General features: G+C 73.0%; 18 protein-coding genes. 9 read left to right on the top strand and 9 right to left on the bottom strand.

The window, feature by feature from the left end; genetic code table 11:
* The 6 genes from ACERM0_RS07550 to malQ all read left to right on the top strand — a co-directional run.
* Positions 1-411, top strand: a 411-nt coding sequence (locus ACERM0_RS07550) for a hypothetical protein (protein ID WP_373677947.1), incomplete at its 5' end; no start/stop codon positions are given.
* Between the two features lie 81 nt (positions 412-492).
* Positions 493-1,824, top strand: a complete 1,332-nt coding sequence (locus ACERM0_RS07545; RefSeq protein WP_373677946.1) for an NAD(P)/FAD-dependent oxidoreductase — start codon at positions 493-495, stop codon at positions 1,822-1,824.
* Positions 1,821-3,674 (top strand): malto-oligosyltrehalose trehalohydrolase, encoded by a 1,854-nt coding sequence (gene treZ / locus ACERM0_RS07540; protein ID WP_373677945.1) that lies wholly within the window; start codon positions 1,821-1,823, stop codon positions 3,672-3,674. Before ACERM0_RS07545 ends, treZ begins: the two co-directional genes overlap by 4 nt.
* 163 nt (positions 3,675-3,837) lie before the next feature.
* Positions 3,838-5,943, top strand: a complete 2,106-nt coding sequence (gene glgX, locus ACERM0_RS07535) for a glycogen debranching protein GlgX (protein WP_373677961.1) — start codon at positions 3,838-3,840, stop codon at positions 5,941-5,943.
* Positions 5,940-8,507 carry a malto-oligosyltrehalose synthase gene (gene treY, locus ACERM0_RS07530; protein ID WP_373677944.1) on the top strand — a complete coding sequence of 856 codons (2,568 nt, stop codon included), beginning with the start codon at positions 5,940-5,942 and terminating at the stop codon, positions 8,505-8,507. Before glgX ends, treY begins: the two co-directional genes overlap by 4 nt.
* Entirely contained in the window at positions 8,507-10,456 is a 1,950-nt protein-coding gene (gene malQ / locus ACERM0_RS07525; RefSeq protein ID WP_373677943.1) for a 4-alpha-glucanotransferase, read from the top strand. Before treY ends, malQ begins: the two co-directional genes overlap by 1 nt.
* A gap of 22 nt (positions 10,457-10,478) precedes the next feature.
* Here malQ and ACERM0_RS07520 read toward each other — a convergent pair whose 3' ends face one another.
* From ACERM0_RS07520 to ACERM0_RS07485, 8 genes are all read right to left on the bottom strand, one after another.
* A complete protein-coding gene (locus ACERM0_RS07520) occupies positions 10,479-11,759 on the bottom strand; it encodes a glycosyltransferase family 4 protein (RefSeq protein ID WP_373677942.1) in 1,281 nt (426 codons plus the stop codon).
* A gap of 47 nt (positions 11,760-11,806) precedes the next feature.
* On the bottom strand, positions 11,807-13,051 hold the full coding sequence (locus ACERM0_RS07515; RefSeq protein WP_373677941.1) for an NAD(P)/FAD-dependent oxidoreductase: 1,245 nt from the start codon (positions 13,049-13,051) through the stop codon (positions 11,807-11,809).
* Complete coding sequence (locus ACERM0_RS07510) at positions 13,051-13,956, bottom strand: TIGR01777 family oxidoreductase (RefSeq protein ID WP_373677940.1); 906 nt, start codon at positions 13,954-13,956, stop codon at positions 13,051-13,053. The genes ACERM0_RS07515 and ACERM0_RS07510 overlap by 1 nt, the downstream gene beginning before the upstream one ends.
* A gap of 72 nt (positions 13,957-14,028) precedes the next feature.
* Positions 14,029-14,925, bottom strand: a complete 897-nt coding sequence (locus tag ACERM0_RS07505; protein WP_373677939.1) for a RimK family alpha-L-glutamate ligase — start codon at positions 14,923-14,925, stop codon at positions 14,029-14,031.
* A gap of 90 nt (positions 14,926-15,015) precedes the next feature.
* Positions 15,016-16,173: a hypothetical protein gene (locus tag ACERM0_RS07500; RefSeq protein ID WP_373677938.1), complete on the bottom strand. Its 1,158-nt coding sequence runs from the start codon at positions 16,171-16,173 to the stop codon at positions 15,016-15,018.
* A complete protein-coding gene (locus ACERM0_RS07495) occupies positions 16,163-16,537 on the bottom strand; it encodes a thioredoxin family protein (protein WP_373677937.1) in 375 nt (124 codons plus the stop codon). Before ACERM0_RS07495 ends, ACERM0_RS07500 begins: the two co-directional genes overlap by 11 nt.
* 128 nt (positions 16,538-16,665) lie before the next feature.
* Positions 16,666-19,779, bottom strand: coding sequence for a BTAD domain-containing putative transcriptional regulator (locus ACERM0_RS07490; RefSeq protein WP_373677936.1), 3,114 nt, complete (start codon positions 19,777-19,779; stop codon positions 16,666-16,668).
* A 121-nt stretch (positions 19,780-19,900) separates the two neighbouring features.
* On the bottom strand, positions 19,901-20,332 hold the full coding sequence (locus ACERM0_RS07485; protein ID WP_373677935.1) for a VOC family protein: 432 nt from the start codon (positions 20,330-20,332) through the stop codon (positions 19,901-19,903).
* A 139-nt stretch (positions 20,333-20,471) separates the two neighbouring features.
* Here ACERM0_RS07485 and ACERM0_RS07480 point away from each other — a divergent pair, with 139 nt between their 5' ends.
* The 3 genes from ACERM0_RS07480 to ACERM0_RS07470 all read left to right on the top strand — a co-directional run bounded on the left by ACERM0_RS07480 (position 20,472) and on the right by ACERM0_RS07470 (position 23,081).
* Positions 20,472-21,065, top strand: a complete 594-nt coding sequence (locus ACERM0_RS07480; RefSeq protein ID WP_373677934.1) for a carboxymuconolactone decarboxylase family protein — start codon at positions 20,472-20,474, stop codon at positions 21,063-21,065.
* Positions 21,062-21,931 carry an RNA polymerase sigma-70 factor gene (locus ACERM0_RS07475; RefSeq protein WP_373677933.1) on the top strand — a complete coding sequence of 290 codons (870 nt, stop codon included), beginning with the start codon at positions 21,062-21,064 and terminating at the stop codon, positions 21,929-21,931. The genes ACERM0_RS07480 and ACERM0_RS07475 overlap by 4 nt, the downstream gene beginning before the upstream one ends.
* Positions 21,932-22,028: 97 nt before the next feature.
* Positions 22,029-23,081 carry a CAP domain-containing protein gene (locus tag ACERM0_RS07470; protein WP_373677932.1) on the top strand — a complete coding sequence of 351 codons (1,053 nt, stop codon included), beginning with the start codon at positions 22,029-22,031 and terminating at the stop codon, positions 23,079-23,081.
* An 11-nt stretch (positions 23,082-23,092) separates the two neighbouring features.
* Here the strand turns inward: ACERM0_RS07470 and ACERM0_RS07465 are convergent, their stop codons facing one another.
* Positions 23,093-23,857 carry a nitrilase-related carbon-nitrogen hydrolase gene (locus ACERM0_RS07465; protein WP_373677931.1) on the bottom strand — a complete coding sequence of 255 codons (765 nt, stop codon included), beginning with the start codon at positions 23,855-23,857 and terminating at the stop codon, positions 23,093-23,095.
* Positions 23,858-23,878 lie beyond the last annotated feature (21 nt).

The following is a 23,878-nucleotide window of genomic DNA, read 5'->3' as shown; positions in this document are numbered from 1 at the left end:
CTGCGCGAGGCGCTCGCCGGTGATCCCGAGCCCGAGCGTGTCCAGGCGCTGATCGCGGAGGCCGACCGCTTCGGCGTGACCCTGGACACCGACGGCCTCGCCCACGCGTTCGGGCAGGCGTTGACGCGGCTCACCCGCCGCGTGCGCCGCGCGGTCGCCGACGACGACACCTTCGCCACGTTCGGGCCCGAACAGGCCCGGGTCATCGCCGGTTTCACCACGCTCGTGGAGATCGCGGAGTCCCTGCCGTTCGAGGTGGATCTGGCCCAGGCGCAGAACCTCACCTGGCAGGTGCGTCGTCAGCGCCGCGAGTGGCTGGAGACGCGGGCGGGCGCCGGTGACGAGGCCGCCCGGGCCTGGGCGGACGCCATCGACGCCCTGACCGAGCGACTGGGCTTCGCACTCCGGTGACCCTGTCGACGGACCGGGTCGGCGTCACGCAGGAGCTGGAACACTGCCGCGTCCTGCCCGACACCGACGCCCGGAGCGTGCATGCAGGTGGGCGAACGCCCCGAAGGAAGCGACCGACGTCACCACGTCGTCGTGGTGGGAGCCGGCTTCGCCGGACTCAACGTGGCCCGGCGACTCGGCCGGGCCGCGAGTGACACGCCGCTGCGCATCACGCTGGTCGACCGCCACAACCATCACACCTTCCAGCCACTGCTGTACCAGGTGGCGACCGCCGGGCTCGAGTCCGACAGCATCGGCCACAGCGTGCGTGGGCTGTTCCGGCGGCTGCCCGTCGACGTCCGTCTGGGCACCGTGGTCGGCGTCGACTGGGACGCCCGCCGGGTCGAGCTCGACGACGGTGCGTCCCTGGACTTCGACACGGTCGTGTTCGCCGCCGGCGCCGAGTCCGCCGACTACGGCATCGAGGGCGTGTCCGAGCACGCGTTCATGCTCAAGTGGATCCCGGACGCGCTGCGGCTGCGCAACCACCTGCTCCGACAGTTCGAACGGGTCGAGTCGCACCCGGAGCTGATCGAGCAGGGCGCCTTGAACTTCGTCGTCGCCGGTGGCGGTCCGACCGGTGTCGAACTGTCGGGCGCCATCGCCGAGCTGGTCGAGCACGTGGTCCAGCGCGACCACCCCAACGTCGACATCGCCAAGGTGCGCGTCGTGCTGGTCGAGATGATGGACGCGTTGCTGGGCACGTACAGCCAGGCCAGTCAGCGCTATGCCCGTCGAGCGTTGGAGGAACGCGGGGTCGAGGTCCGCACGGACACCGCGATCGAGGCCGTCGAGGCGGACGAGGTCCGGCTCTCCGACGGCGAACGCATCCCCACCGCGACGGTGGTCTGGACGGCGGGCGTGCGCGCGAACCCCCTGGCCGACGTGCTGGGGCTCGAGCAGGGCAAGGGCGGACGCGTGAAGGTCGCCGGCGACCTGCGCGTCCCGGGCCGCGCCGACGCGTTCGTCGTCGGTGACCTCGCCGCCGTGACGGGCAAGGACGGACAGGTCCTGCCCCAGCTCGCGCCCGTGGCCATCCAGCAGGGTCAGCACGTCGCCGACCAGATCGTGCGACTGCGCCGCGGCGAGCCGACGGCGCCGTTCCGCTACCGCGACCGGGGCACCATGGCGACGATCGGCCGCCGCGACGCCATCGCGGAACTGGCCCTGGGCGTGAAGCTGCACGGCAGCCTCGCGTGGCTGTCGTGGCTCGGCCTGCACCTGCTGTACCTCGTGGGCTTCCGCAACCGCGTCGCCGTGCTGGGCAACTGGGCCTACGCCTACCTCACCTACGACCGCGCGGCGCGCCTCATCATCGAACTCGAACCGCCACCGGGCGACGACGACGACCGTGCCCAAGGAGCCCACCGGTGACCCACCACGCGGACCACGACCACCTCGGTGCCACCGCACGCGACGACGGCTCCACCCGTTTCCTCGTCTGGGCCCCGGAGGCCGAGGGCGTCGAGGTGGTGCTCGACGACGGCCAGCGCGTCGAACCGCTGGCCGCCACGCACCGCGGCTATCACGAGGCCACGGTCGACGGCGTCGGTGCCGGGGACCGCTACCGGGTGCGGCTGCGCACGTCCGACGGCAGCCACCTCGACCGCAACGACCCCGCCTCCCGCTGGCAGCCCGACGGGCTGCACGGCCCGTCCGCCGTCGACGACCCGAGCTTCGACTGGACCGACGCCGGCTGGGTCAACCCGCCGCTGCGCGAACACGTCCTCTACGAACTCCACGTCGGGACGTTCACGCCCGAAGGCACCTTCGACGCGATCGTCCCCCGCCTGCCGGACCTGCGCGAGCTCGGCGTCACGGCGATCGAGCTCATGCCGGTGTGGCAGTTCCCCGGCGAGCGCAACTGGGGCTACGACGGCGTACTGCCCTATGCGGTGCAGCACTCCTACGGCGGCCCTGCCGGGCTGCGCCGGTTGGTCGACGCGGCCCACGCGGCGGGTATCGCGGTCGTGCTCGACGTCGTCTACAACCACTTCGGGCCGGAGGGCAACCACCTGTCCGACTTCGGCCCGTACCTCACCGACCGCTACGACACGCCGTGGGGCCAGGCGGTCAACGTCGACGGTGCGCACAGCGACGCCGTGCGCCGCTACTTCGTGGAGAACGCGGTCCGCTGGGTCCGCGAGTTCCACGTCGACGGGCTGCGGCTGGACGCCGTGCACGCCATCCTCGACCAGTCGGCGGTCCACCTTCTGGAGGAGATCGCGCGCGAGGTCCACGCCGAGGCCCGACGGGCAGGTCGGCACACCTTCGTGATCGCGGAATCCGACCTGGCCGACCCACGCCTGGTGCGCGCGACGGCGCTCGGCGGCTACGGGCTGGACGGCCAGTGGCTCGACGACGTCCACCACGCTCTGCACGTCGCGTTCACCGGAGAGCGCACGGGCTACTACGAGGACTACCGCGGGCTGGTCGACCTCCAGCACGCCCTGCGCGACCGCTTCGTGATGGCCGGCCGCTGGTCGGCACATCGTCAGCGCACCGTCGGCCGGCCGGCGCGCGACGTGCCCTACGGCCGGTTCGTCGCGTGCACGCAGAACCACGACCAGGTCGGCAACCGCATGCTCGGCGAGCGCCAGGCCGACCTGCTCGACCACGAGCAGCTGAAGACCTCGGCCGCGGCCCTGCTGCTCCTGCCCTTCACGCCGATGCTGTGGATGGGCCAGGAGTACGCCGAGACGGCGCCCTTCCAGTACTTCGTCTCGCACACCGACCCGGACCTCGTCGAGGCGGTCCGCACCGGCCGGCGACGCGAGTTCGCCTACTTCGCCGACCAGGGCGAGGCCCCGGACCCGCAGGCCGAGGCCACCTTCGAGCGTTCCAAGCTCGACTGGTCGCTGCGCGAGCAGGACCGCAACGCCACCGTGCTCGCGTTGTACCGGGAACTGCTGCGACTGCGCCGCGAGGTGCCAGCACTGACCGCGGAGGACGCCGGCCCCGCCGACGCCGTGCTGCACGCCGCGACGACACTGTCGTTCCGGCGCTCGCGCGCGGCCGATCCCGCCCAGGACGTCGTGGTCGTCCTCCATGCCGGGGAGGCGGCGGCCGACGTGCCGCTGCCACCGGACGCGACGTGGCAGGTGGTGTTCGACACCGCCGACGTGCGCTGGGGCGGCCCGGGTGGTGTGGCGGTGGACGACGCCCCTGGCGCACCTCGCGTGCGCCTGCCGGGCACCTCGGCGGTGCTGCTACGGCGAGGGTGACGGCGCCGAGCGCGCCGCACCGCCGCATGCGCCATGCTCGCCCCCGGTCGGGACGTACGGATGACCGTTCGGGCCGCCTTCGGGCCCGGCGGCCGCTTCCGAGGCGCGAAGATGCCACTCGCTCCTCCACCCGCCCGGGGACGACGAAGGAACACGTGTGACGATCGAGACCTGGCCCGGTCAGCCTTACCCGCTGGGCGCCACCTACGACGGCTTCGGCACCAACTTCGCGCTCTTCAGTGCGGCCGCCGATGCGGTCGACCTGTGCCTCTTCGACGACGAGGGCACGGAGACGTGCGTCCGCCTGAGCGAGGTCACCGGCCACGTCTGGCACGGCTACCTGCCCACGATCGGGCCCGGCCAGCGCTACGGCTACCGCGTCCACGGGCCCTACGACCCCGCACGCGGGCTGCGGTGCAACCCGAGCAAGCTGCTGATCGACCCCTACGCCAAGGCCGTCGACGGGGAACTGCAGTGGGGCCAACCCGTGTTCGGCTACACGTTCGGTGACCCGGATGGTCCGCCCAACACCGAGGACAGCGCGCCGTACGTGCCCCGCAGCGTCGTCGCCAACCCGTTCTTCGAGTGGGGCGACGACCGCCACCCGCGCACGCCGATGCACCAGACCGTGATCTACGAGGTCCACGCCAAGGGGCTGACCAAGCTCCACCCGGATGTGCCCGAGTCGCAGCGCGGCACGTACGCCGGGCTGTCCCACCCGGCCGTGATCGAGTACCTGCAGGACCTCGGCGTCACCGCGGTCGAACTGCTACCGGTCCACCGGCACGTCCCCGAGTCGGACCTGGTGGAGCGCGGCCTGACGAACTACTGGGGCTACAACTCGATCGCCTACCTCGCCCCGCACGACGGGTACGCGTCGGGCACGGCCGAGCAGGCGGTCACCGAGTTCAAGCAGATGGTCAAGACCCTCCACCAGGCCGGCATCGAGGTCATCCTCGACGTGGTCTACAACCACACCGCCGAGGGCAACCACCTCGGCCCCACCCTGTCGCTGAAGGGCATCGACAACCCGGCCTACTACCGGCTGGTCGACGACGACCCGCGCTACTACATGGACTACACCGGCACCGGCAACTCCATGAACATGCGCCATCCCCACGTGCTGCAGTTGATCATGGACTCGCTGCGCTACTGGGTGAACGAGATGCACGTCGACGGCTTCCGCTTCGACCTCGCCTCCACGCTGGCCCGCGAACTGCACGACGTGGACCGGCTGTCGACCTTCTTCGAGGTCATCCAGCAGGACCCGGTCATCAGCCAGGTCAAGCTCATCGCCGAGCCCTGGGACGTCGGCGAGGGCGGCTACCAGGTCGGCAACTTCCCGCCGCTGTGGTCCGAGTGGAACGGGATGTACCGCGACACCATCCGCGACTTCTGGCGCGGCGAGCCCGCGACGCTGCCGGAGTTCGCCTCCCGGTTGACGGGCAGCTCGGACCTGTACGAGTCGGACACCCGCCGCCCCGGCGCCAGCGTCAACTTCGTGACCGCCCACGACGGGTTCACGCTGGCCGACCTGGTGGCCTACAACGACAAGCACAACGAGGCCAACGGCGAGGACAACCAGGACGGCACCGACGACAACCGCTCCTGGAACTGCGGCGCGGAGGGGCCGACCGACGACCCCGAGGTGGTCGCGTTGCGGGCCCGCCAGCAGCGCAACTTCCTGACCACGCTGCTGCTCAGCCAGGGCGTGCCGATGCTGCTCGGCGGTGACGAGTTCGGACGCAGCCAGGGCGGCAACAACAACGCCTACTGCCAGGACAACGAGATCTCCTGGTTCGACTGGGAGGCGGTCGACGAGGACCTGCTCGCCTTCACGACGGGGCTGATCGCCCTGCGCTCCGAGCACCCGGTGTTCCGTCGTCGGCGCTGGTTCCAGGGCCGACCGTTGCGCGGCGAGGAGATCGACGACATCGGCTGGCTGCGGCCCGACGGGTCGGAGATGGACGACCAGGACTGGGACGCCAGCTTCGCCAAGTCGCTGCAGGTCTTCCTGAACGGTCACGGCATCCCGAGCCCGGACCCGCGCGGCCAGCAGGTCGTCGACGACTCGTTCCTGATCCTGTTCAACGCCAGCGACCAGACCATCGAGTTCACGCTGCCCCCCGAGCCGTGGGGCGAGCGCTGGCAGGTCGTCGTGGACACGGCGGCGAAGGTGCTGCCGGACCCCGGCGAGACCATCGCCGCGGGTGGCGCGTGCAAGGTGGTCGGGCGCGGCATCGTCGTCCTGCAGGAGCTCGACGCGTGACCGACCGCGACGTCCCGACCGGCACCTACCGCCTGCAGCTCCACGCGGGCTTCACGTTCCGTGACGCGGCGGACCAGGTGCCCTACCTGGCCGAGCTCGGCGTGTCGCACGTGTACCTGTCCCCGGCGCTGCAGGCGGCACCGGGCAGCAGCCACGGCTACGACGTCGTCGACCCGGGCCGCCTCAACGAGGAGCTCGGCGGCGACGAGGCGTTCGCGGCGCTCGCCGACGCCTGTCGCCAGCACGACCTGCGGCTGGTGCTCGACATCGTCCCGAACCACGTCGGGCTGGTCAGCCCGCACAACCCGTGGTGGTGGGACGTGCTGCGCCACGGCCCCGACAGCCAGTACGCCGACCACTTCGACATCCGCTGGGAGCACCGTGGCGACGGGCCGCCGCAGGTGCTGGTCCCCCACCTCGGCCAGCCACTGGAGGTCGAGCTCGCCGACGCCGGCGACCTCCGGCTCGTGCACGCCGGCGGCGAAGCATCCGCCGACGGCGAGGCATCCGCCGGCGACCCGGAGGCCGGCTACCGGGTCGTCTACCACGAACACGCCTGGCCGGTGCGCCCGGGGTCGCTGGCCGAGCTGGAGCTGGACCCCACCGACGTCCAGGCGACGCTCGCCGCCTTCGAGGCCGACCGGGGACGGTTGTTCTCGCTGTTGCTCGGGCAGCACTACCGGCTGGCGCACTGGCGGCGCGCGAACACCGAGCTCAACTACCGCCGCTTCTTCGACATCACCACGCTGGGCGGCATCCGGGTCGAGGAGCCGCACGTCTTCGACGCGGCCCACCGTCGGGTGCTCGACCTGGTCGACGATGGGATCGTCACCGGCCTGCGCATCGACCACCCCGACGGCCTGTACGACCCCACCGGCTACTTCCAGCAGCTGCGCGACGCGGCCCCGGACGCCTGGATCGTGGTGGAGAAGATCCTCGAGGCGGACGAGCCGCTGCGCACCGACTGGCCCGTCGACGGGACCACCGGCTACGAGTTCGCCAACGACGTGCTGGGCCTGTTCGTCGAGCCCAACGCGGCCGGAGTCCTCGACGACCTCTACGAACAGGTCGTCGCCCGCGACGGCATCGAGTCGCCGGCCTACGACGGGATCGTGCGCGAGGCCAAGCACCGGGTGCTCGACCGGCTGCTCGTGGCGGAGTTCCGCGGCCTGTGTCGGGCCTTCATCGACCTCGCCCGCCAGGCCGGCGTCGTCGCCGACGAGGACGAGCTGTCGGCCGCGCTGCGGGCGGTCGTCGTCGCCTTCCCGGTCTACCGCACCTACGTCCGCGCGGAGCTGGCAGCCGTCGACGACCTCGACCGCCACTACGTCCACGAAGCGGTCGCCCGCGCCCGGGCCCGCCACCCGGAACTCGAGGAGGCGCTCGACCTGCTGATCGAGCTGCTCCTGCTCGACCAGGTCGGTGTCGGCGCCACCGACTTCGTCATGCGTTTCCAGCAGCTGACCGGGCCGGCCATGGCCAAGGGCGTCGAGGACACCGTCTTCTACCGCTACCTGCGATTCGTGGGCGTCAACGAGGTCGGCGGTGACCCCGCCCACCTCGGCACCGACCCGGCCGTGTTCCACGAGCGCAACCGCCGACGGCAGCGCACGTGGCCCGCCTCAATGCTGTCGACGTCCACCCACGACACCAAGCGCAGCGAGGACGTGCGCGCCCGGCTGGCCGCACTCTCGGAGCTGCCCTACCTGTGGGTGCGCACGGTCGAGGAGTGGTTTGCATTGACCGCTCGGCACGTGGGCGAGCGTGGGCCGTCCGCGCTGCACGGCTACCTGACGCTGCAGACCCTGCTCGGGACGTGGCCGATCACCGCCGACCGGACCGTGGAGTACCTGCGCAAGGCGGCCCGCGAGGGCAAGCAGTACACCGACTGGATCGACCAGGACGCGCGCTACGAGGCCGACCTCGAGGCGTACGTCCGGGCGGTCCTGGCCGACGACGAGGTCCTGACCGCCCTCGAGCGACTGGTGGACACGCTGCGGCGTGCGGGCCGGCTCACCTCGCTGTCGCAGACGCTGCTGAAGCTGACCTCGCCGGGGGTGCCCGACGTCTACCAGGGCTGCGAGGTGTGGGACCTGTCGCTGGTCGACCCCGACAACCGACGCCCGGTGGACTTCGACGGTCGCCGGCAGCTGCTGAAGGAGCTGCAGGCCGACGACCACCCGGTCGAGCTCCTGGCGCGGATGGACGAGGGCGCCCCGAAGCTGTGGGTCACGCACCGGGCGCTGCGTCTGCGCGCCCGGATGCCGGAGGCGTTCGGGCCCGGGGGGACCTACGAGCCGCTCCACGCCGAGGGCCTGCGCGCCGGTCACGTGGTCGCGTTCGTGCGCGGCGGTAGGGTCGCCACCGTGGCGCCGCGCCTGACGGTCGGACTCGGTGGCCGCTTCGAGGACTGGGACTGGCGCGGGACCTCGTTGCAGCTGCCCGCCGGGACGTGGCGCTGCGAGCTGAGCGGACAGGTGGTCCCCGGGGACCGTCCCGTCGCGCTCGCCGAGATCCTGACCGCCTTCCCGGTCGCACTGCTGGTGCGGGACGAGGACGCCTGATGGCCGACACCCCCGAACGCCGCTCGGACGAGGAGCGGCGACGCACCGGCGGCCGCTCCGCCGCCCCCGATGCCTGGGGCATCGTGACGGCCTACGAGGACGCCTTCGGCGCCTGGGCCGAGGTACCCCGCAGCACCCGCGACGCGCTGGTGCGGGCGATGGACGGTGATCCGGCAGCGGCGGGGCCGCCCCCGGTCGACGCCGTCCTGGTGGTACGCACCGGCGAGTCCGTCGACGTGCCCGGCGCGGTCGAGGTGCGTCTCGAGGACGGCACGGTCCGCCCGCTGGACGGTGCGGTGCCCGGCGATCTGCCCGCCGGCTATCACGACCTCGTCGTCGACGGGGACGAGGAACCACGCCGGCTCATCGTGAGCCCGGGACGGTGTCACCTGCCCGACGACCTCGTCGCCTGGGGCTGGTCGGTGCAGCTCTACGCCGCCCGGTCGGCCGACAGCTGGGGCATCGGGGACCTCGCCGACCTGCGCCACCTCGCGATGTGGTCGGCCGACATCGGCGCCGGCACGATGCTGATCAACCCGTTGGACGCCGTCACCCCGGTGGCGCCCCGTGAGACCAGCCCGTACTACCCCACCTCGCGCCGCTTCCTCGATCCGCTCTACCTGCGGATCGACGAGATCCCGGGAGTGGCACGGCTGGAGGACTTCGAGCAGCTGTGTGCGGCCGGGCGCGCCCTGACCGACGACCAGCCCATCGACCGGGACCGGATCGCCCAGCACAAGCTCGCCGTCCTCGAACGGGTGTGGAGCGAGGTCGACGGCGCGGGCGACGATCCGGCGTTCCACGCGTTCGTGGAGGAGCGCAGCGATGCGCTGACCGAGTTCGCCACCTTCTGCACGCTGGCCGAGCACCACGGCTCCGGGTGGCGCAGCTGGCCGGCCGAGCACCGCCACCCCGCGTCCGAGGCGGTCGCGAGCTTCGCCAAGGAGCACGCCGACCGGATCCGCTTCCACTGCTGGCTGCAGTGGCTGTGCGACGAACAGCTGCGCTACGCCGGCGCACCGCTGGCGCTGCTGGGTGACCTGCCGATCGGCGCCGACCCGGACGGTGCGGACGCGTGGGCGTGGCAGGACGTGCTGGCCACCGGCGTCAGCGTGGGGGCGCCACCGGACGAGCTCGGCCCGCAGGGCCAGAACTGGACGCTGCCGGCGTTCGTGCCCTGGAAACTGCAGGCGGCCCGCTACGAGCCCTTCATCGACACGGTGCGCGCCGCCCTGCGCCACGTCGGCGGGCTGCGGATCGACCACGTGCTCGGGCTGTTCCGGATGTTCTGGATCCCGCCGGGCGGCACGGCCGCCGACGGCGCCTACGTGAAGATGCCGACCGACGACCTGTTCGACATCCTCGCCCTGGAGTCACAGCGGGCGCGGGCGTTCGTCGTGGGCGAGGACCTGGGCACGGTGCCCGAGGGCGTGCGGGAAGAGCTCGACGCCCGTGACGTGCTGCGCTACCAGGTGTGGTGGTTCGAGGAGGACCCGATCGAGGCGTGGAGCACCAAGGCGCTCGCGTCGGTGTCGACCCACGACCTGCCGACCGTGGCCGGCGTCTGGACCGGCAAGGACGCCCGGATGTTGGAGTCGCTCGGCCACGAACCCGACGACGACTGGCACGCCCAGCTGCGCACCCGCATCGTCGCCGCCACCGGCCTGGACCCGGACGCCTCGGCGGCCGAGGCGATCGTCGCCCTGCACCGCCACCTCGCCTCCGCTCCGAACCAGCTCGTGCTCGCACAACTCGACGACGCGGTCGGCACCCCCCACCGCCCCAACGTGCCGGGCACCGACCGCTCCGTGCGTGCGGAGAACTGGTCGCTGCCGCTGCCGGTCCGCATCGAGGACCTGCCCGGTCATCCCACCGTGACGGCTCTGGCCACCGCCATGTCCCACGGCCGCGCCTCCCGCGTCACCCCCACCGGCGACGCCACCCGCTGAGCTTCGTCGGCCGGCCGCGTGATCAGCCGGCGGCTTCGCCGAGCTCCAGGATCGGGGCGGCGTGGAGGATCGGGCGCAGCGCCGGGCGCTGCTCGCGGCCGGCCAGCGCCGCCTCCTCGCGCGCGGCCCGGGCGTAGACGTCGACGGTGGCCGCCGCGACCGACGACCAGTCGTAGCGTTCGGCGATGCGGCGGCGCGCCCGGGCGACCATGCGCTGGGCGAGCGCGTCGTCGGTGAGCACCCGGGTCAGGGCGCTGGCCAGCTCCTCGGCGTCCTGGGGCGGGAAGCTCAGCCCGGAGCCACCGGCGACGATCTCGCGTAGGCCGCCCGTGTCACCGGCGACGACCGGCGTCCCGCAGGCCATCGCCTCGACCGCGACCAGCCCGAACGGCTCGTAGATGCTGGGCGCGACGGCGACGTCGGCGGCCGCGTAGTGCAACCGCAGGTGCTGGTCCTCGAGGAAGCCGGTGAAGTGGACGTGCCGGCGCAGGCCCAGCTCGCGGACCCGGCGTTTGAGCTCGTCGGAGTAGGTGCCGATCCCCGCGATGAAGAACTTCACGGGTCCGACACCGCCCCGCACGGCCTGCAGTGCCTCCAGCACGGTCTGCACGCCCTTCTCGTACTCGAGCCGTCCCGCGAACACCACCATGCGCGTGCGGGGCCCGACGAGCGTGCGCCGGTACGCGGCCACCTCGTCGTCGGGCAGGGCGAAGTCCCGTACGGCCACGCCGTTGGGGACGACGTCGACCTTCTCCGGCGGGAGGACGAAGATGTCCTCGACCTGCTCGCGCATGTACCTGGAGCAGGCGATGACCCGCCGGGCCTCGTAGGTCAGCCACCACTCGACCTGGTGGATGAGTTTGTTCATCGGGCCGGGCAGCCAGCCCTGGTGGCGGCCGTACTCGGTGGCGTGCACGGTCGCGACCAGCGGAAGGTCGAACGCCTCCTTGATGCCGGCGGCGGCGTAGGCGACCAGCCAGTCGTGGGCGTGGACGACGTCGAAGTCGTAGCGGCGGGCCAGCTTGGCGGCCGCCGTCTGGACCCGGTTGTTGAACGCCAGCACCCAGGGCACCAGGTCCTGGAACGGGATCACCGGCGGCGCCTCCGCGACGCGCACGACGTGGACGCCCTCGAGCCACTCCTCGCCCGGGGCCGGAGGGCCGTCGCCCGTGACGTGGTCGCGGGTCACGACGTGGACCTCGTGCCCCTGGGCGACCAGGTTGCGGGCCAGCGCGGCGCAGTGACGGCCGAGCCCGCCGACGACCCGCGGCGGGTACTCCCAGGTGAGCATGAGGACGCGCATGGGCGGCAGCCTGCCAGAGCGGCGGCCGGAGGCACCAATCCGTGCTCTCAGGCGGCGAGCACGGCGTCGGCCGCACGCCGGCCCGACACCAGTGCCCCCTGGATCGAGGCGGTGTCGAGGTGGTCGCCGCAGACCCAGGTGCGCTCCCCCGCACGCGATTCGCGGGCGAGGACGTCCAGATCCGGGAGGTCCTGGCGCGGCTGCGCGTACGGGACGCGGTGGACGGCCAGGGGCTGCCAGCCGTCGACCTGGCTGCCGTACCAGCCGCGCAGCTGCGCACGGACGGCGGCGTCCAGGGTGGCGTCGTCGTCGCGCGGGTAGCCACGCAGCGACACCGCGAGGCAGGTGCGACCCGGCGGGGCGTAGCCCGGTGCCACGTCGCTCATGGCGGCGACGTTGTTGACCGGGCCGTCGTCGTCCGCGGCCAGCACGAGATCGGGTGCGTCGACGGGCGAGCGGTCGGCCGCGTACCACAGCGTCACGTTGCCGCGCCCGGGCGCGGGCGCCCGCGCGAGACGCTCGCCCAGGAGGGCTGCGGCCGTCGGGCCGTCGACCGCGACGACGACGTGGTCCGCCGCTCGCGTGCTGCCGTCTGCGAGGGTCACCTCGCCGTCGCCCACCCCGTCCACGCGCGTGGACAGCCGCACCGTGCCGGCCGGCAGCCGGGCGGCGAGCTGTTCGGGCAGGCGCTGCATGCCCCCGTCGGGCACGGCCACCTCGCCGCGGAAGAACGACCGGAACACCAGCTCGGTCATCCGGCTGGAGGTGGTCAGCTCGGCGTCGAAGAACGTGCCGGTCAGGAACGGCCGGAAGAAGCGCTCGACCAACGCGTCGGAGAAGCCCCGGCGGCGCAGCAGGTCGCGGGTCGTGAGCGGGCGCCGGTCGGCGAGTTCGCGTCCGGGGGTCGCGAGCAGGTCGTGGCGCCAGGCCACCAGCCGCAGGGCGTCGCGCGGGCCGAGCCGGACCCGCGGCAGCGAGCGGAGGGCGGCGACGGGGTCCTGCAGCGGGTCGACCAGCCGTTCGAACCGTCCGGCGCGCCGGATCGTGACGCCCGGTGAGAACGGCCGCAGCTCGAGCGCGGCGTAGTCGAACCAGCGCCGCGCCGCCGGGTAGCCGGTAAGCAGCACCTGGAAGCCGCGGTCGACGCGGAAGCCGTCCACCACGTCGGTCCGCACCCGTCCACCGACGCCGTCGTCCGCCTCCAGCACCTCGACGTCGGCGCCGGCCTCGGACAGCCGGACCGCGCAGGTCAGGCCGGCCAGGCCGGCCCCGACCACCAGCACCCGCGACATCAGGCCGCCGGGCGCTGTAGGGCGGCGCGCAACGCGGAGCGCAGGTCACCGTGCACGAACGTGAAGCCGGCCTCCAACAGGCGGGCCGGACGCGCCCGCTGGCTGACGCTGGCCAGGGTCCGGCCCATCTCGCCGTACAGGGCGGTGACCGCGAACGTCGGGATCGGCAGCACGGTCGGGCGGTGCATCACCTCGCCCAGCGCCCTGGTCAGCTCGGCGTTGGTGACCGGTTCCGGACCGGTGAGGTTCACGGGCCCGGCCAATTCGCGCTCCAGCAGGAACCGCAGGGCACGCACGTGGTCGGTCAGCGAGATCCACGGCACGTACTGACGTCCGGAACCGACCTTGCCGCCGATGCCGAGCTTGAACGGCAGCTCGATCTTGTCGATCAGCGGCCCGTCGGCGGCGATCACCACGCCGGTCCGCGGGTGCACGACCCGGATGCCGGCCGCCCGTGCGGGGTCGGCGGCGGCTTCCCAGGCCACGCACACTCGGGCGAGGAAGTCGTCGCCGGGTGCGGCGTCCTCGGTCAGGATCTCGTCACCGCGGTCGCCGTAATAGCCGACCGCGGAGCCCGACACCAGCACCGCCGGGGGGCGGTCCAGGCCCGCCAGGGTGCGCGCGAGCAGGTCGGTGCCCTGCACGCGGCTGTCGCGGATGCGGCGCTTGGTGTCCTCGGACCAGCGCGCGGCCCCGATGGGCTCGCCGGCCAGATGCACCACGCCGTCGAGACCCTCGAGCCGGGCCGCGTCGATGGTGCCGGCCGCCGGGTCCCAGACCACGTCGTCGGCGCCGGCGTGGGCCCGCGACCGGGTGACCCGCACGACCTGGTGTCCGTCCGCGCGCAACTCGTCGGTCAACGTCTGACCGATCAATCCTGTGGCGCCGGTGATCGCGATCCGCACCGTTCCCCGCTCCTGATCCGCTGGCTGCTGGACGACCGCCTCGACCGTGCGGGTCCGTCCGAGCTTCGCAGATCAGCCCTCGACCGGACGGGTGCCCGGGCCGTCGGACGGACGCAGCCGCGCGACGACGGCGTCGGCGATCCGCTCCCCCGCCTCGGGTACCGAGCGCAGGAACAGGTCGGGTTCGGTGGCCTCCAGCTCGATCAGCTGCGGCTGGCCGACCTCGTCCTCCAGCAGGTCGACGCGGGCGAGCAGCAGGTCGTGTCCGGTCGACTCCACGATCCAGCGGGCCAGCGCGACGGTGTCGGCGTCGGGTTCCTCGACGAGGTTGCGGCCGCCGAACTCCTCGTGGATGCGGAACTCGCCGCCCTCGGGGACCTTGCGCACGGCGTGGCTGACCTCGCCGTCGACCACGACCACGGACAGCTCGCCACGGGTCTCCACGCTGGCGAGGTACGGCTGCACCAGCACGTCACCGGCGGCGAGCTGTGCCTCGAGGTGGGCCTGACCGGCAGGGTCGCCTGCGCGGATCCGCTGCAGGCCGCTGGCGCCGGCCCCGACGGCGGGTTTGACGATCGCCTCGGTCCAGCCACGGGCCTGCAGCAGCTCGTCGAGCCGGATGCGGTCACCCTGGCCGAGCCATGCGGTGGGCACGACCGGTGCGCCGCGCTCCTCCAGCTCCAGCAGGTACGACTTGTGGGTGTTCCAGCGCAGGACCCCGGCAGGGTTCCACAGCCGGGTCCGCTCGCCGGCTGCGGCCGCCCACGCCACGAACTCGTCGCGCCGTTGCGGATAGTCCCAGGTGGTGCGCACGACGGCGGCGTCGAAGGACTCCCAGGCCACGTCGGGGTCGTCCCAGCGCGGCTGGGTGACCGTCACGCCACGCGCCTCGAGCGCCGTGACGAGCGGCACGTCGACGTCGGCGACGAAGTCCAGTTCGGAGCTGCCGGTGACCAGCGCGACCTGCATGGGTGTGGGTTTCCTCGTACGCGAACGCGGTGCGCCCGGCCGGACGCACCGCATCCACAGGCTACTGGCGTGCGCCTGCCCTGCTCGCCGTCACGAGCACGCGGGATGGCACTCGAGCGGGTTCGCCAGCATCCGTCCCGCCCCGCCGAGGATCGCGGTGGTCCGCCCGCGCGCGACGTTGTCCTTACCGCCTGCGATGCTGGCGTGGTAACCGTTGGCCGTATTGCCGTGACCGCCGCTGACCGTCGAGTAGTCGCCGTCGCGGAGGATGTCGTCGCCGTTGCCGGTCGCGACGTTCTTCCGGCCGCCGGTCACCGAGGAGGCCAGCCCGCTGGCCGTGTTCTCGGCCCCGCCCGTGACCGCGGCCCGCGTGCCGGACGCCACGTTCGCCCCGCCGCCCGCCACGACGGCATGGGTGCCGCTGGCGGTGTTGCCGAGCCCGCCGGTGACGGTGGCGTAGTGCCCGCTCGCGGTGTTGCGCTCGCCGCCGAGCACCGAGGCGGCGAAGCCGTCGGCGGTGTTCCAGTGACCGGCGACGATGCCGCCGGTGGAGGTCCACGAGTGGAAGTCACCGATCACGAGGTAGTGCGAGCCGGTGCGGCGCGGTTCCTTCGCCGCCGCGGCGTAGCCGAGCAGCAGGTTGCCCCGGCCGTTGGCGACATCGGTGCGGCCACTGCCGTTGACCAGCTGGAGGTTCACGCCGTCGAAGCGGATCGTCGGCTGACCGGCGACCTGTCGTCGTTCGACACCTGCCAGGAGGGCCTCCAGGTCGGCCACGCGTGCCGCCAGCTGCGTGTCTGCGCCGGGACGGGCCTCGAGTTCGACGACGCGGGCCTCCAGCGCGGCGTGCTGTGACGTGAGTGCGGCGTGGCTCGCCTGTAGCGCCGCATGTTCGGCCTTCAGCTTGTCGAAGGCGGACTTCGGCGTGAACGTGGACGCGTCCTTGCCGTCGAGCAGGTCCGCGTTCAGGTTGGCGACACGGACCGACCGGTTGACCCGTAGTGGGGGCGCGCCGGCCGGCGCCTGCAGCGACAGCGCCGGGCCGGTCGTGTTGGACAGGGTCGTGACGGTCTCGGCGATGTTCTTGCGCCCGAGGACGAACGTGCCGCCGGTCGCGGCGAAGGCCGTCCCGCCGAGCGCGATCAGCAACGCCAACGCCACCAGGACGACGTTGGCGGCGCCACGTCGTGCTCGGCTCGCGCGGCGGCGTGGGGCGTGCGCGGGAACGTGCGAACGGTCAGAGCTCATGGTCGTGACTCCTGGATACGGCCGACGACGCGACCGACGGTGGGTATGGGTCGAGCAGTGCCGCGAGCTCACGGCGTAGCTGGTCCGGCTGCCGGGTACCGACGAGCCGGTGGCGCAGGACCCCGTCGACGAAGACGAGCAACGTCGGCACCGACGTGACGCCGTAGCGCCGTGCCACGGCCGGGGCGGCGGTCACGTCCAGCCGTCGGACGACGAGGCCGGGCCATGCGTCGACGAGGGCCGTGAGCACGAGCGAGAAGCCGGCCGACGACGCCCAGTCGGGTCGATCGAGGTCGACCAGGACGACCCCGGAGGCGGCGAGCACCTCCTGCTCCCAGGTGTCGGCGGTCACGTCGATGCTCACGGGGTCCTCCCGCAGCCCACCGGTTCCACGCCGGCAGCTGCTCGGAGGTCACCGTCCGCGACGCGGCTTGTGCTGGCCTTGGCACGGCCTTGGAGCGGCGCTCCGCCGGTCTCGCGCCGACCGGGACCTCAGGCCGCAGGCACCGTCGGTGGTGTCCCCAACGTCCCCTGCAGGCGCCGCAGCCGCTCGGCAGGCAGCGCCTCTGCCGTCTCGGCGGCGAGGGCCACGGCCTGCCACAGACAGTCGCGGGCGTCGTCGAGCGCACCGGCGAGCAGGAAGGTCTCGGCGGTGAAGAGCAGGTACTGGGGCTGGGCGTAGCGCACGCCGGTGGCGAGGATCGCCTCGACCCCGGCCCGCATGTCCGCCGCCCGAGCGGCGGCGTCTCCGTCGATCCGCGCGCGGGCCCAGTTCGCGCTGACCGTCAACATGTCGCGGGCGAGGCCGAAGCCGTGACGGGTCGCCACCTCGATGGCGGGCTCGGCGATCTCGAGGACGAACTCCGGGTCGTCGGCGACGATGCCGGTCCAACCCGACAGCAGGGCGGCCCAGGCGAAGGCGAAGAGGTCGTCCGTGTCGGCGGCAAGACGTTGCGCCGTCCTGGCCGCGGCGAGCGCCGGTCCGGTGTTGCCACGCATGGCCTCGGCTTCACCGAGCAGGCAGTGGACGACGACGGTCAGCGTGGCGCCGAAGCCGTCGAGGCGTCGCACGCCGGCGCCGGCCGACCCACGGCGGCCGGTCGCCTCGGGGGCTCGCCACTCGGCGAGCTCGCGCGCGACCCGGGTGAAGGTGTCGACGGCGACCTCGGGGTCCAGCCCGGTGTCCAGCCCCGTCGAGGCGCGCATGACGGCGCCGGCCAGGTCGGCCAGACGCTGCGCCGATCCGACGGCCGGCACCTCCGCGGCGACGGCCAGGGCACGATCGAAATCCGCCCGGTTCTGGTGGTAGGTCCACAGCGACCACCACAGGCCCACGTGGGTCTGGCCGTCGATGTCCCCGTCCCTGGCCAGATCCAGCGCGCGCTCCACCACCTCCACGATCTCGGTCGCGATCCAGCCGTGCGTGGTCGTCAGCAGGCTGAGCAGCGCCAGCAGGACCTCCAGCTCACCCGCCGCGTCGCCGCGGGCGGCGGTCAGCTCGCGGGCTCGACGCAGGTACCGCTCGGCCTGCTCGTGGGCCAGGACGGCGCGTGCCTCGGCCGCCGCGAGCAGGAGCTGGCGGACCGGCCGGTCGTCGTCGATCAGGTCAGCCGCCCGCCAGTAGTGCTCGGCGACGGCCGACGCGGGTGCCCGTCCGGTGGCCTCGAGCGCGGCCCCGAGCTCCCGGTGCAGCCGGAGCCGGCGCGCGGGCGGGACCGCGTCCACGAGGCACTCGCGGACGAGCGCGTGCACGAACCGGTGTGCGGTGACGGGCCCGGTCCGCTCGACGAGGCCGTGGGCCACCGCCGGCTCCAGGCGCTCCAGCACGCCCGCGGTGTCGCCACCCACGATCGGCCCGACGACGGCCGGGTCGATGTCGCGTCCGGCGAGGGCCGCGGCCTCGAGCAGCGTGCGGGTCTGGTCCGGCAGGGCGGACAGGCGGCGTGCCAGCACGTGTCGGACGCCCGCGGGAAGCGCCTCCGACGTCGGGACACCGTCCGGGTCGGACGACTCGCGACGCAGTTGGGCGAGCTGGTGCACGAAGAAGGGGTTGCCGCCCGTGCGCTCGTGCAGGCGCAGCAGTTCCTCGACCGGCAGTACCTGCCCGGTGCGGTCGGCGACGACGCGGGCGACGTCGGCGGGGAGCAGACCCGCCAGGCCGAGTTGCTGCAAAGTCGGTGCGCGCACGAGTTCGGCGAGCGTCGCCTGCAGTGTCGGTGACCAGTCGGCGACCACGTCGCGGTAGCTCGCCGCGAGGACCAGCCGTCGATCCCCGACATGGGGTGCGAGGTAGCCCAGCAGTTGCAGGCTCGGCTCGTCCGCCCAGTGCAGGTCGTCGATCACGACCAGCAGCGGACGCGCGGCGGTGAACCGGCGCAGGAAGAGGTCCACCGCGTCGAAGAGCACGAACCGGGCCTCGGCGTGTCCGGCCAGGTCGCCGGGCGCCGCCCCCGTCCGGTCCGCAATCGTCGGCACGAGGTGCGCGAGCGCGCTGGCCTCGCCCGCCACCAGCTGCGACAGCGTGGGGTCGTCCACGGCGTCCGCGAGGGTCCGCAGCGCCTGGACCCAGGGCCAGAAGGCCGGCGCACCGGGCGTCTCGGGGCACCGGCCCCAGGCCGCGACGGCACCGAGGGCCACGGCGTCCTCGACCATGCCCTCCAGCAGCGTCGTCTTGCCGATGCCGGGCTCGCCGACCACCAGCAGCACGCTGCCCGTGCCGGCCGTCATCCGCTCGAGCGACGAGCGCAGCTCCGTCCGCTCGTGGACGCGACCGGCGAGGCGGGTCGGGGGGGCGTCCGGGCCGGCGATGGGAGCAGCCACCGGTGGGGCCGCAGGCGGGGTCGCCGCGCCGTCGCGTTCCCGCGACAGCTCCGGCTCCTGCCGCAGGATGTCGTCGGCGAGTCGCTGCAGGTGGGGACTGGGGTCGAGGCCCAGCTCGTCGGCGAGCAGGGAGCGGAACCCGTGGAAGGCCTCGAGCGCGTCCGGGCCACGGCCGGTGCGGTACAGCGCGAGCATCAGCTGGCCGCGGGCGCGCTCGCGCAGCGGCTCGCGAAGCACGAAGTCGGTCGCGGCGGCCACGACCTCCTCCGGGCGTCCCAGCTGCAGCAGCGCCTCCATCCGGTCCTCGTGCGCACCGCGCCGCAACTCGTCGAGCCGGACGGCGTCGCCGCGCAGGAGTTCGTTGTCGGCCGCGTCGGCGAAGACGTCACCGCGCCAGAGCGCCAGTGCCGCGTCCAACGCCCCGAGGGCGGCCGCGGGATCACCGGCCCGCAGGTGGCCACGGCCCGTCGCGAGCAGACGCTCGAAGCGGACGTGATCGACGGCGTCCGGGTCGGCGTCGAGCAGGTAGCCACGATTGCGCGACGCGATGGTCACCCCGGTGCCGTCCAGCGTCCGACGCAGGTTCGAGACGTACGAGCGCAGGCTCACGAGCGCCTGCGCCGGCGGCTGCTCGCCCCACAGCCCGGCCACGAGCTGCTCGATGGGGACGGGCCGCCTCGCCTGCACCAGCAGGTGGGTCAACAGGGCCCGCTGCTTGGGCGTCGTCACGTCGATCGTCGCCCCGTCACGGACGAGCGAGAGCGGTCCCAGTACTCCGAACTGCACGTCGGTCCCTGCCCCCCGGATGCCCGCTCGGCGTCCCGGACGATACCAACTCCTTCAGTGCGAGTTCAGGGAAACGGCAGCCCGGCCTGGGTACGCACGACGACGGATCCGGTGCCGGTGCTCAGCCGACGAACACGCAGAACGTGTGGCCGGCCGGGTCGACGAACACCCGCAGCGGCTCCTCGGGGTCGTCGGAACGGTCCAGGCGCAGCGCCCCGCCGAGCGCGAGCACCCGCTCGTGCACCGCCTCCAACTGCTCGACCCCGTCCACCGTCAGGTCCAGGTGCAGTTGCTGGGGCACGGCGTGCTCGGGCCAGGTCGTCGGGGCGAGGTCCGAGACGTGCTGGAAGGCCAGGCGCGGGCTCCCGTCGCGATCGAACAGGTTGAGCCAGTCGCGACCGGCGGTGTCGTCCTGGCCCTCCGGCGGCGGCTCGTGCCCGGCGCGATAGACCAGGCCCAGCAGTTGCCGCCAGAACTCCGCGGTCGTGCGAGGGTCCGTGGCGTCGATGACGACCTGGCACAACTTCGGGACCGGGACGGCCTCGGCGGACATGGCGACGTCTCCTCGCGTGCGCGTCGGCGTCCTGCCGATTCGGCAGCGACCCGACACATCCGTCGCAGTCTCGCACGGTCTGTCACAACCCGCCGCCGGCCGGTGTCTTCATGCCATGGCATGAACGACAGGAGGACCCATGGCCAGCACCACCCGAGTTCCCTCCGCAGAGGTCGGCGGCATCAAGGGGACACTGCTCAAGCGCATCGTCCGGAAGAAGCTCGGCGAGGTGCCCGAACCGCTGGGCGTGATGTGGCACAACCTGCCGGTGCTGAAGGCCTTCTTCGGGCTGTCCACCAAGGCCGAGCGCTGGAATGCGTGCGACAAGCAGCTGAAGTCGCTCGCGCACATGGCCACGGCCTCGCTCGTGGGGTGCAGCTTCTGCCTGGACCTCGGGTACTTCCAGGCCAACGACGAGGACCTCGACCTCGACAAGGCGCGCGAGGTGCCGCGCTGGCGCACGTCGGACGTGTTCACCCCGCTGGAACGCGAGGTGATGGCGTACGCCGAGGCGATGGCGGCCACACCACCGACGGTGACCGACGAGATGTCGGCCCGGCTGTTGGAACAGCTGGGCCCCGCCGGACTGGTCGAGCTGACCGCGTTCGTCGGCGCGGCGAACATGGCGGCACGTTCGAACATCGCGCTCGGCATCCGGTCGCAGGGCTTCGCGGCGTCGTGCGGGCTCCCGCCGCTGGCCAGCCCGAGCCACGACCTACGCTCGACCGCATGAGCGAGGACCCGTTCGTCACCCACCGCGGCCTGCTGTTCACCGTCGCCTACGAGATGCTCGGCTCGGCCGTCGACGCCGAGGACGTCGTGCAGGAGACGTGGCTGCGGTGGGCCGAGGTCGCCCACGCCGAGGTGCGAGACCCGCGCGCCTACCTGGTCCGGATCGTCACCCGCCAGGCGCTGAACCGGCTGCGTTCGCTCGGCAGACGCCGCGAGGACTACGTCGGCCCATGGCTGCCGGAGCCGCTGCTGACCAGCCCCGACGTGGCCGAGGACGCCGAGCTGGCCGCGAGCGTCTCGGTCGCGATGCTCACGGTGCTGGAGACGCTCGGCCCGGCCGAGCGCGCGACGTTCGTACTTCGCGAGGTCTTCGACACCCCCTACGACGAGATCGCCGGGGCGCTCGACAAGTCCCCCGAGGCGGTGCGGCAGATCGCCCACCGGGCTCGGGAGCACGTCGCCGCCCGACGGCCACGCATGGAGGTGGACCCGACGCAGCAACGGGAGGTGGTGGAGCGGTTCCTGGCCGCGGCACAGGACGGCGACGTCGACGCGCTGCTCGAGGTCCTGGCGCCCGACGTCGTCGCGGTCGCCGACAGCGGCGGGCTCGCGGCGGCGATCCGGCAGCCGGTGCACGGCGCGCAGCGGGTGGCACGCCTGCTCGGCGGGCTCACCCGGGCGGCACCCGGCGCCCGCATCCAGACCATCTGGCTGAACGGCGCCCCGGCGGCCCGGCTCGACCTCGACGGAGAAGCCGTCGCCGTGGTCAGCCTCGTCGTCGCCGACGGCCGCATCACGCACCTCTACGCGGTCAACAACCCGTACAAGCTGGCCGGGATCGACGAACCGTCCCTGCTCACGAGGTGAGGCGGCTGTCGCCCCAGCGCGCGGGCGCTCAAGGCTGGCGCATCGACGGTCGACGAGTTGGACGAGCGACCGCCGCTGCCGACCAGGATCGCCCGCGATGCTCCGACGAACCGTCACCGCGCTCATGGCCGTGCTGCTGCTCGCCGGCGCCACGAGCGTCCCGGCGAACGCCACGACCGTCGCGTGCACGGAGACGGCGGCGCGGATGGAGCGGCTCGCGCTGGAGTTGATCAACGAGACGCGCGCCGCGGGCGGGGTCGCGCCCGTCGCACCGCTCGAGGGGCTGCACGACGTCGCCCGCACCTGGTCGCGCAACATGGCCTCCACCGGCACGTTCGCGCACAACCCGTCGTACTTCGGCCAGTACCCGGCCGGCGCGACGAGCGGCTCGGAGAACATCGCCTACCGCTACCCGGAACGGGGGCTGGACTCGGTGCGGGCCCTGCACCAGCAGCTGGTGGACTCGCCCGGCCACCACGCCAACATCATGCGGGCCACGTCGACGCACGTCGGGCTCGGCTTCGCCTGCGCCCCGGCCGCCTACGGCAGCGCCATCTACCTCACGCAGAACTTCGCGACCTATCCGAGCACCACGTCGCCGGCGACCCATCCGGCACCCGCACCACCGGCGTCGCTGACCGGCAAGGTGGCGGGGCCGGGCGCGGTACGGCTGGCGTGGCCACACCCGACCACGCCGACGACGAGTCTGCGCGTCCAGGTGAATGGCACCACGGTCGCGAAGCTCCCGCCGGAGACGACCACGCACACCCTGACCGGCCTGCCGACCGGCACGACGGCGACCTTCGGCGTGCGCGCGGTCAACCAGGCCGGCACGTCGAAGGCCGTCACCGTCGAGGTCAGGCCCATCGACCGCCCGGCGCGCCCCGGCGGTGCGAGCGCCACCGCGCTGGGCAGCGGGCGGGTCGAGGTCCGGTTCACGCCGGCGGCGTCCACGACGGCCGCGCCGGTCAAGGGCTACCGGGTCAAGTGCGTGGCGGGCTGCGCGTCCACCGCGACGCTGGCGACGGTGAAGACGTCGCCGGCCGTCGTCACCGGCCTGCCGCGCGGCAAGACCGTGACGCTGCGGGTCATGGCCTACAACGCGGCCGGCCGGTCCGCGGGCCGGGACGTGTCGCTCACGGTCCGGTAGCCGGACCGAGGTCAGCCGGTGCGCCGGTCGGGCAGGAACGGCAACTGGTCGCGGACCTTGGCGACCACGTGCGGGTCGAGATCGGCGAACAGCACCGTCTCACCGCCGGCTCCGGACACGAGGACCTCACCGAGCGGGTCGACGATCCGGCTGTCGCCCGTGTAGCTGAGTCCGCCGCCCTCGCCGACACGGTTCACGCCGACCACGTACGCCTGGTTCTCGATCGCGCGGGCGTCCAGCAGCGCCCGCCAGTGGTGGCGGCGGGGCGCCGGCCAGTTCGCCACCACCAGGTAGGCGTCGGTGGTCGCGGCGCACGCCCAGAACTCGTCGGCGAAGCGCAGGTCGTAGCAGACGAACGGCGTCAGTCGGACTCCCTCGACGTCGACGGTGACGAACCGGTCGCCGGCCCCGAACCGCTCGTGCTCGCCGGCGTAGCTGAAGGGGTGAATCTTGTCGTAGCGGTGCACCTCGCCACCGGGCGAGACCACGCACAGGGCGTTGACGGGCAACTCGCGCTCGGGCAGGCGCATCGCCAGCGACCCGGCCACCCAGACGTCGTGCCGGGCGGCCTGGTCGACCATCCACGTGACGGTCGGCCCATCCGGCGCCTCCGCGGTCGTGTGCGTGTTCATGGAGAAGCCGGTCGCGAACATCTCCGTGAACGCGACCAGTCGGGCGCCGCCGGCCACCGCGCCGGCCACGCGGTCGTCGAGGTGGCGCAGGGTCGCCTCGCGGTCCTCCCACACGATGTCGTGCTGCACGGCGGCGATCCTCATCGCGGCGCTCCGATCGGTCGA

It is taken from the genome of Egicoccus sp. AB-alg2 (assembly GCF_041821065.1).
GTDB lineage: Bacteria > Actinomycetota > Nitriliruptoria > Nitriliruptorales > Nitriliruptoraceae > Egicoccus.
The sequence above is the reverse complement of the archived record's forward strand: the minus strand, read 5'-3'. Positions and strand labels throughout refer to the sequence as shown.

Excerpts from the sequence above, each read along its gene's own strand:
- ACERM0_RS07545 (WP_373677946.1), top strand. The coding sequence starts at position 493 with ATGCAGGTGGGCGAACGCCCCGAAGGAAGCGACCGACGTCACCACGTC.
- malQ (WP_373677943.1), top strand. The coding sequence starts at position 8,507 with ATGGCCGACACCCCCGAACGCCGCTCGGACGAGGAGCGGCGACGCACC.
- ACERM0_RS07520 (WP_373677942.1), bottom strand. The coding sequence starts at position 11,759 with ATGCGCGTCCTCATGCTCACCTGGGAGTACCCGCCGCGGGTCGTCGGC.
- ACERM0_RS07515 (WP_373677941.1), bottom strand. The coding sequence starts at position 13,051 with ATGTCGCGGGTGCTGGTGGTCGGGGCCGGCCTGGCCGGCCTGACCTGC.
- ACERM0_RS07505 (WP_373677939.1), bottom strand. The coding sequence starts at position 14,925 with ATGCAGGTCGCGCTGGTCACCGGCAGCTCCGAACTGGACTTCGTCGCC.
- ACERM0_RS07500 (WP_373677938.1), bottom strand. The coding sequence starts at position 16,173 with ATGAGCTCTGACCGTTCGCACGTTCCCGCGCACGCCCCACGCCGCCGC.
- ACERM0_RS07485 (WP_373677935.1), bottom strand. The coding sequence starts at position 20,332 with ATGTCCGCCGAGGCCGTCCCGGTCCCGAAGTTGTGCCAGGTCGTCATC.
- ACERM0_RS07480 (WP_373677934.1), top strand. The coding sequence starts at position 20,472 with ATGGCCAGCACCACCCGAGTTCCCTCCGCAGAGGTCGGCGGCATCAAG.
- ACERM0_RS07475 (WP_373677933.1), top strand. The coding sequence starts at position 21,062 with ATGAGCGAGGACCCGTTCGTCACCCACCGCGGCCTGCTGTTCACCGTC.
- ACERM0_RS07470 (WP_373677932.1), top strand. The coding sequence starts at position 22,029 with ATGCTCCGACGAACCGTCACCGCGCTCATGGCCGTGCTGCTGCTCGCC.
- ACERM0_RS07465 (WP_373677931.1), bottom strand. The coding sequence starts at position 23,857 with ATGAGGATCGCCGCCGTGCAGCACGACATCGTGTGGGAGGACCGCGAG.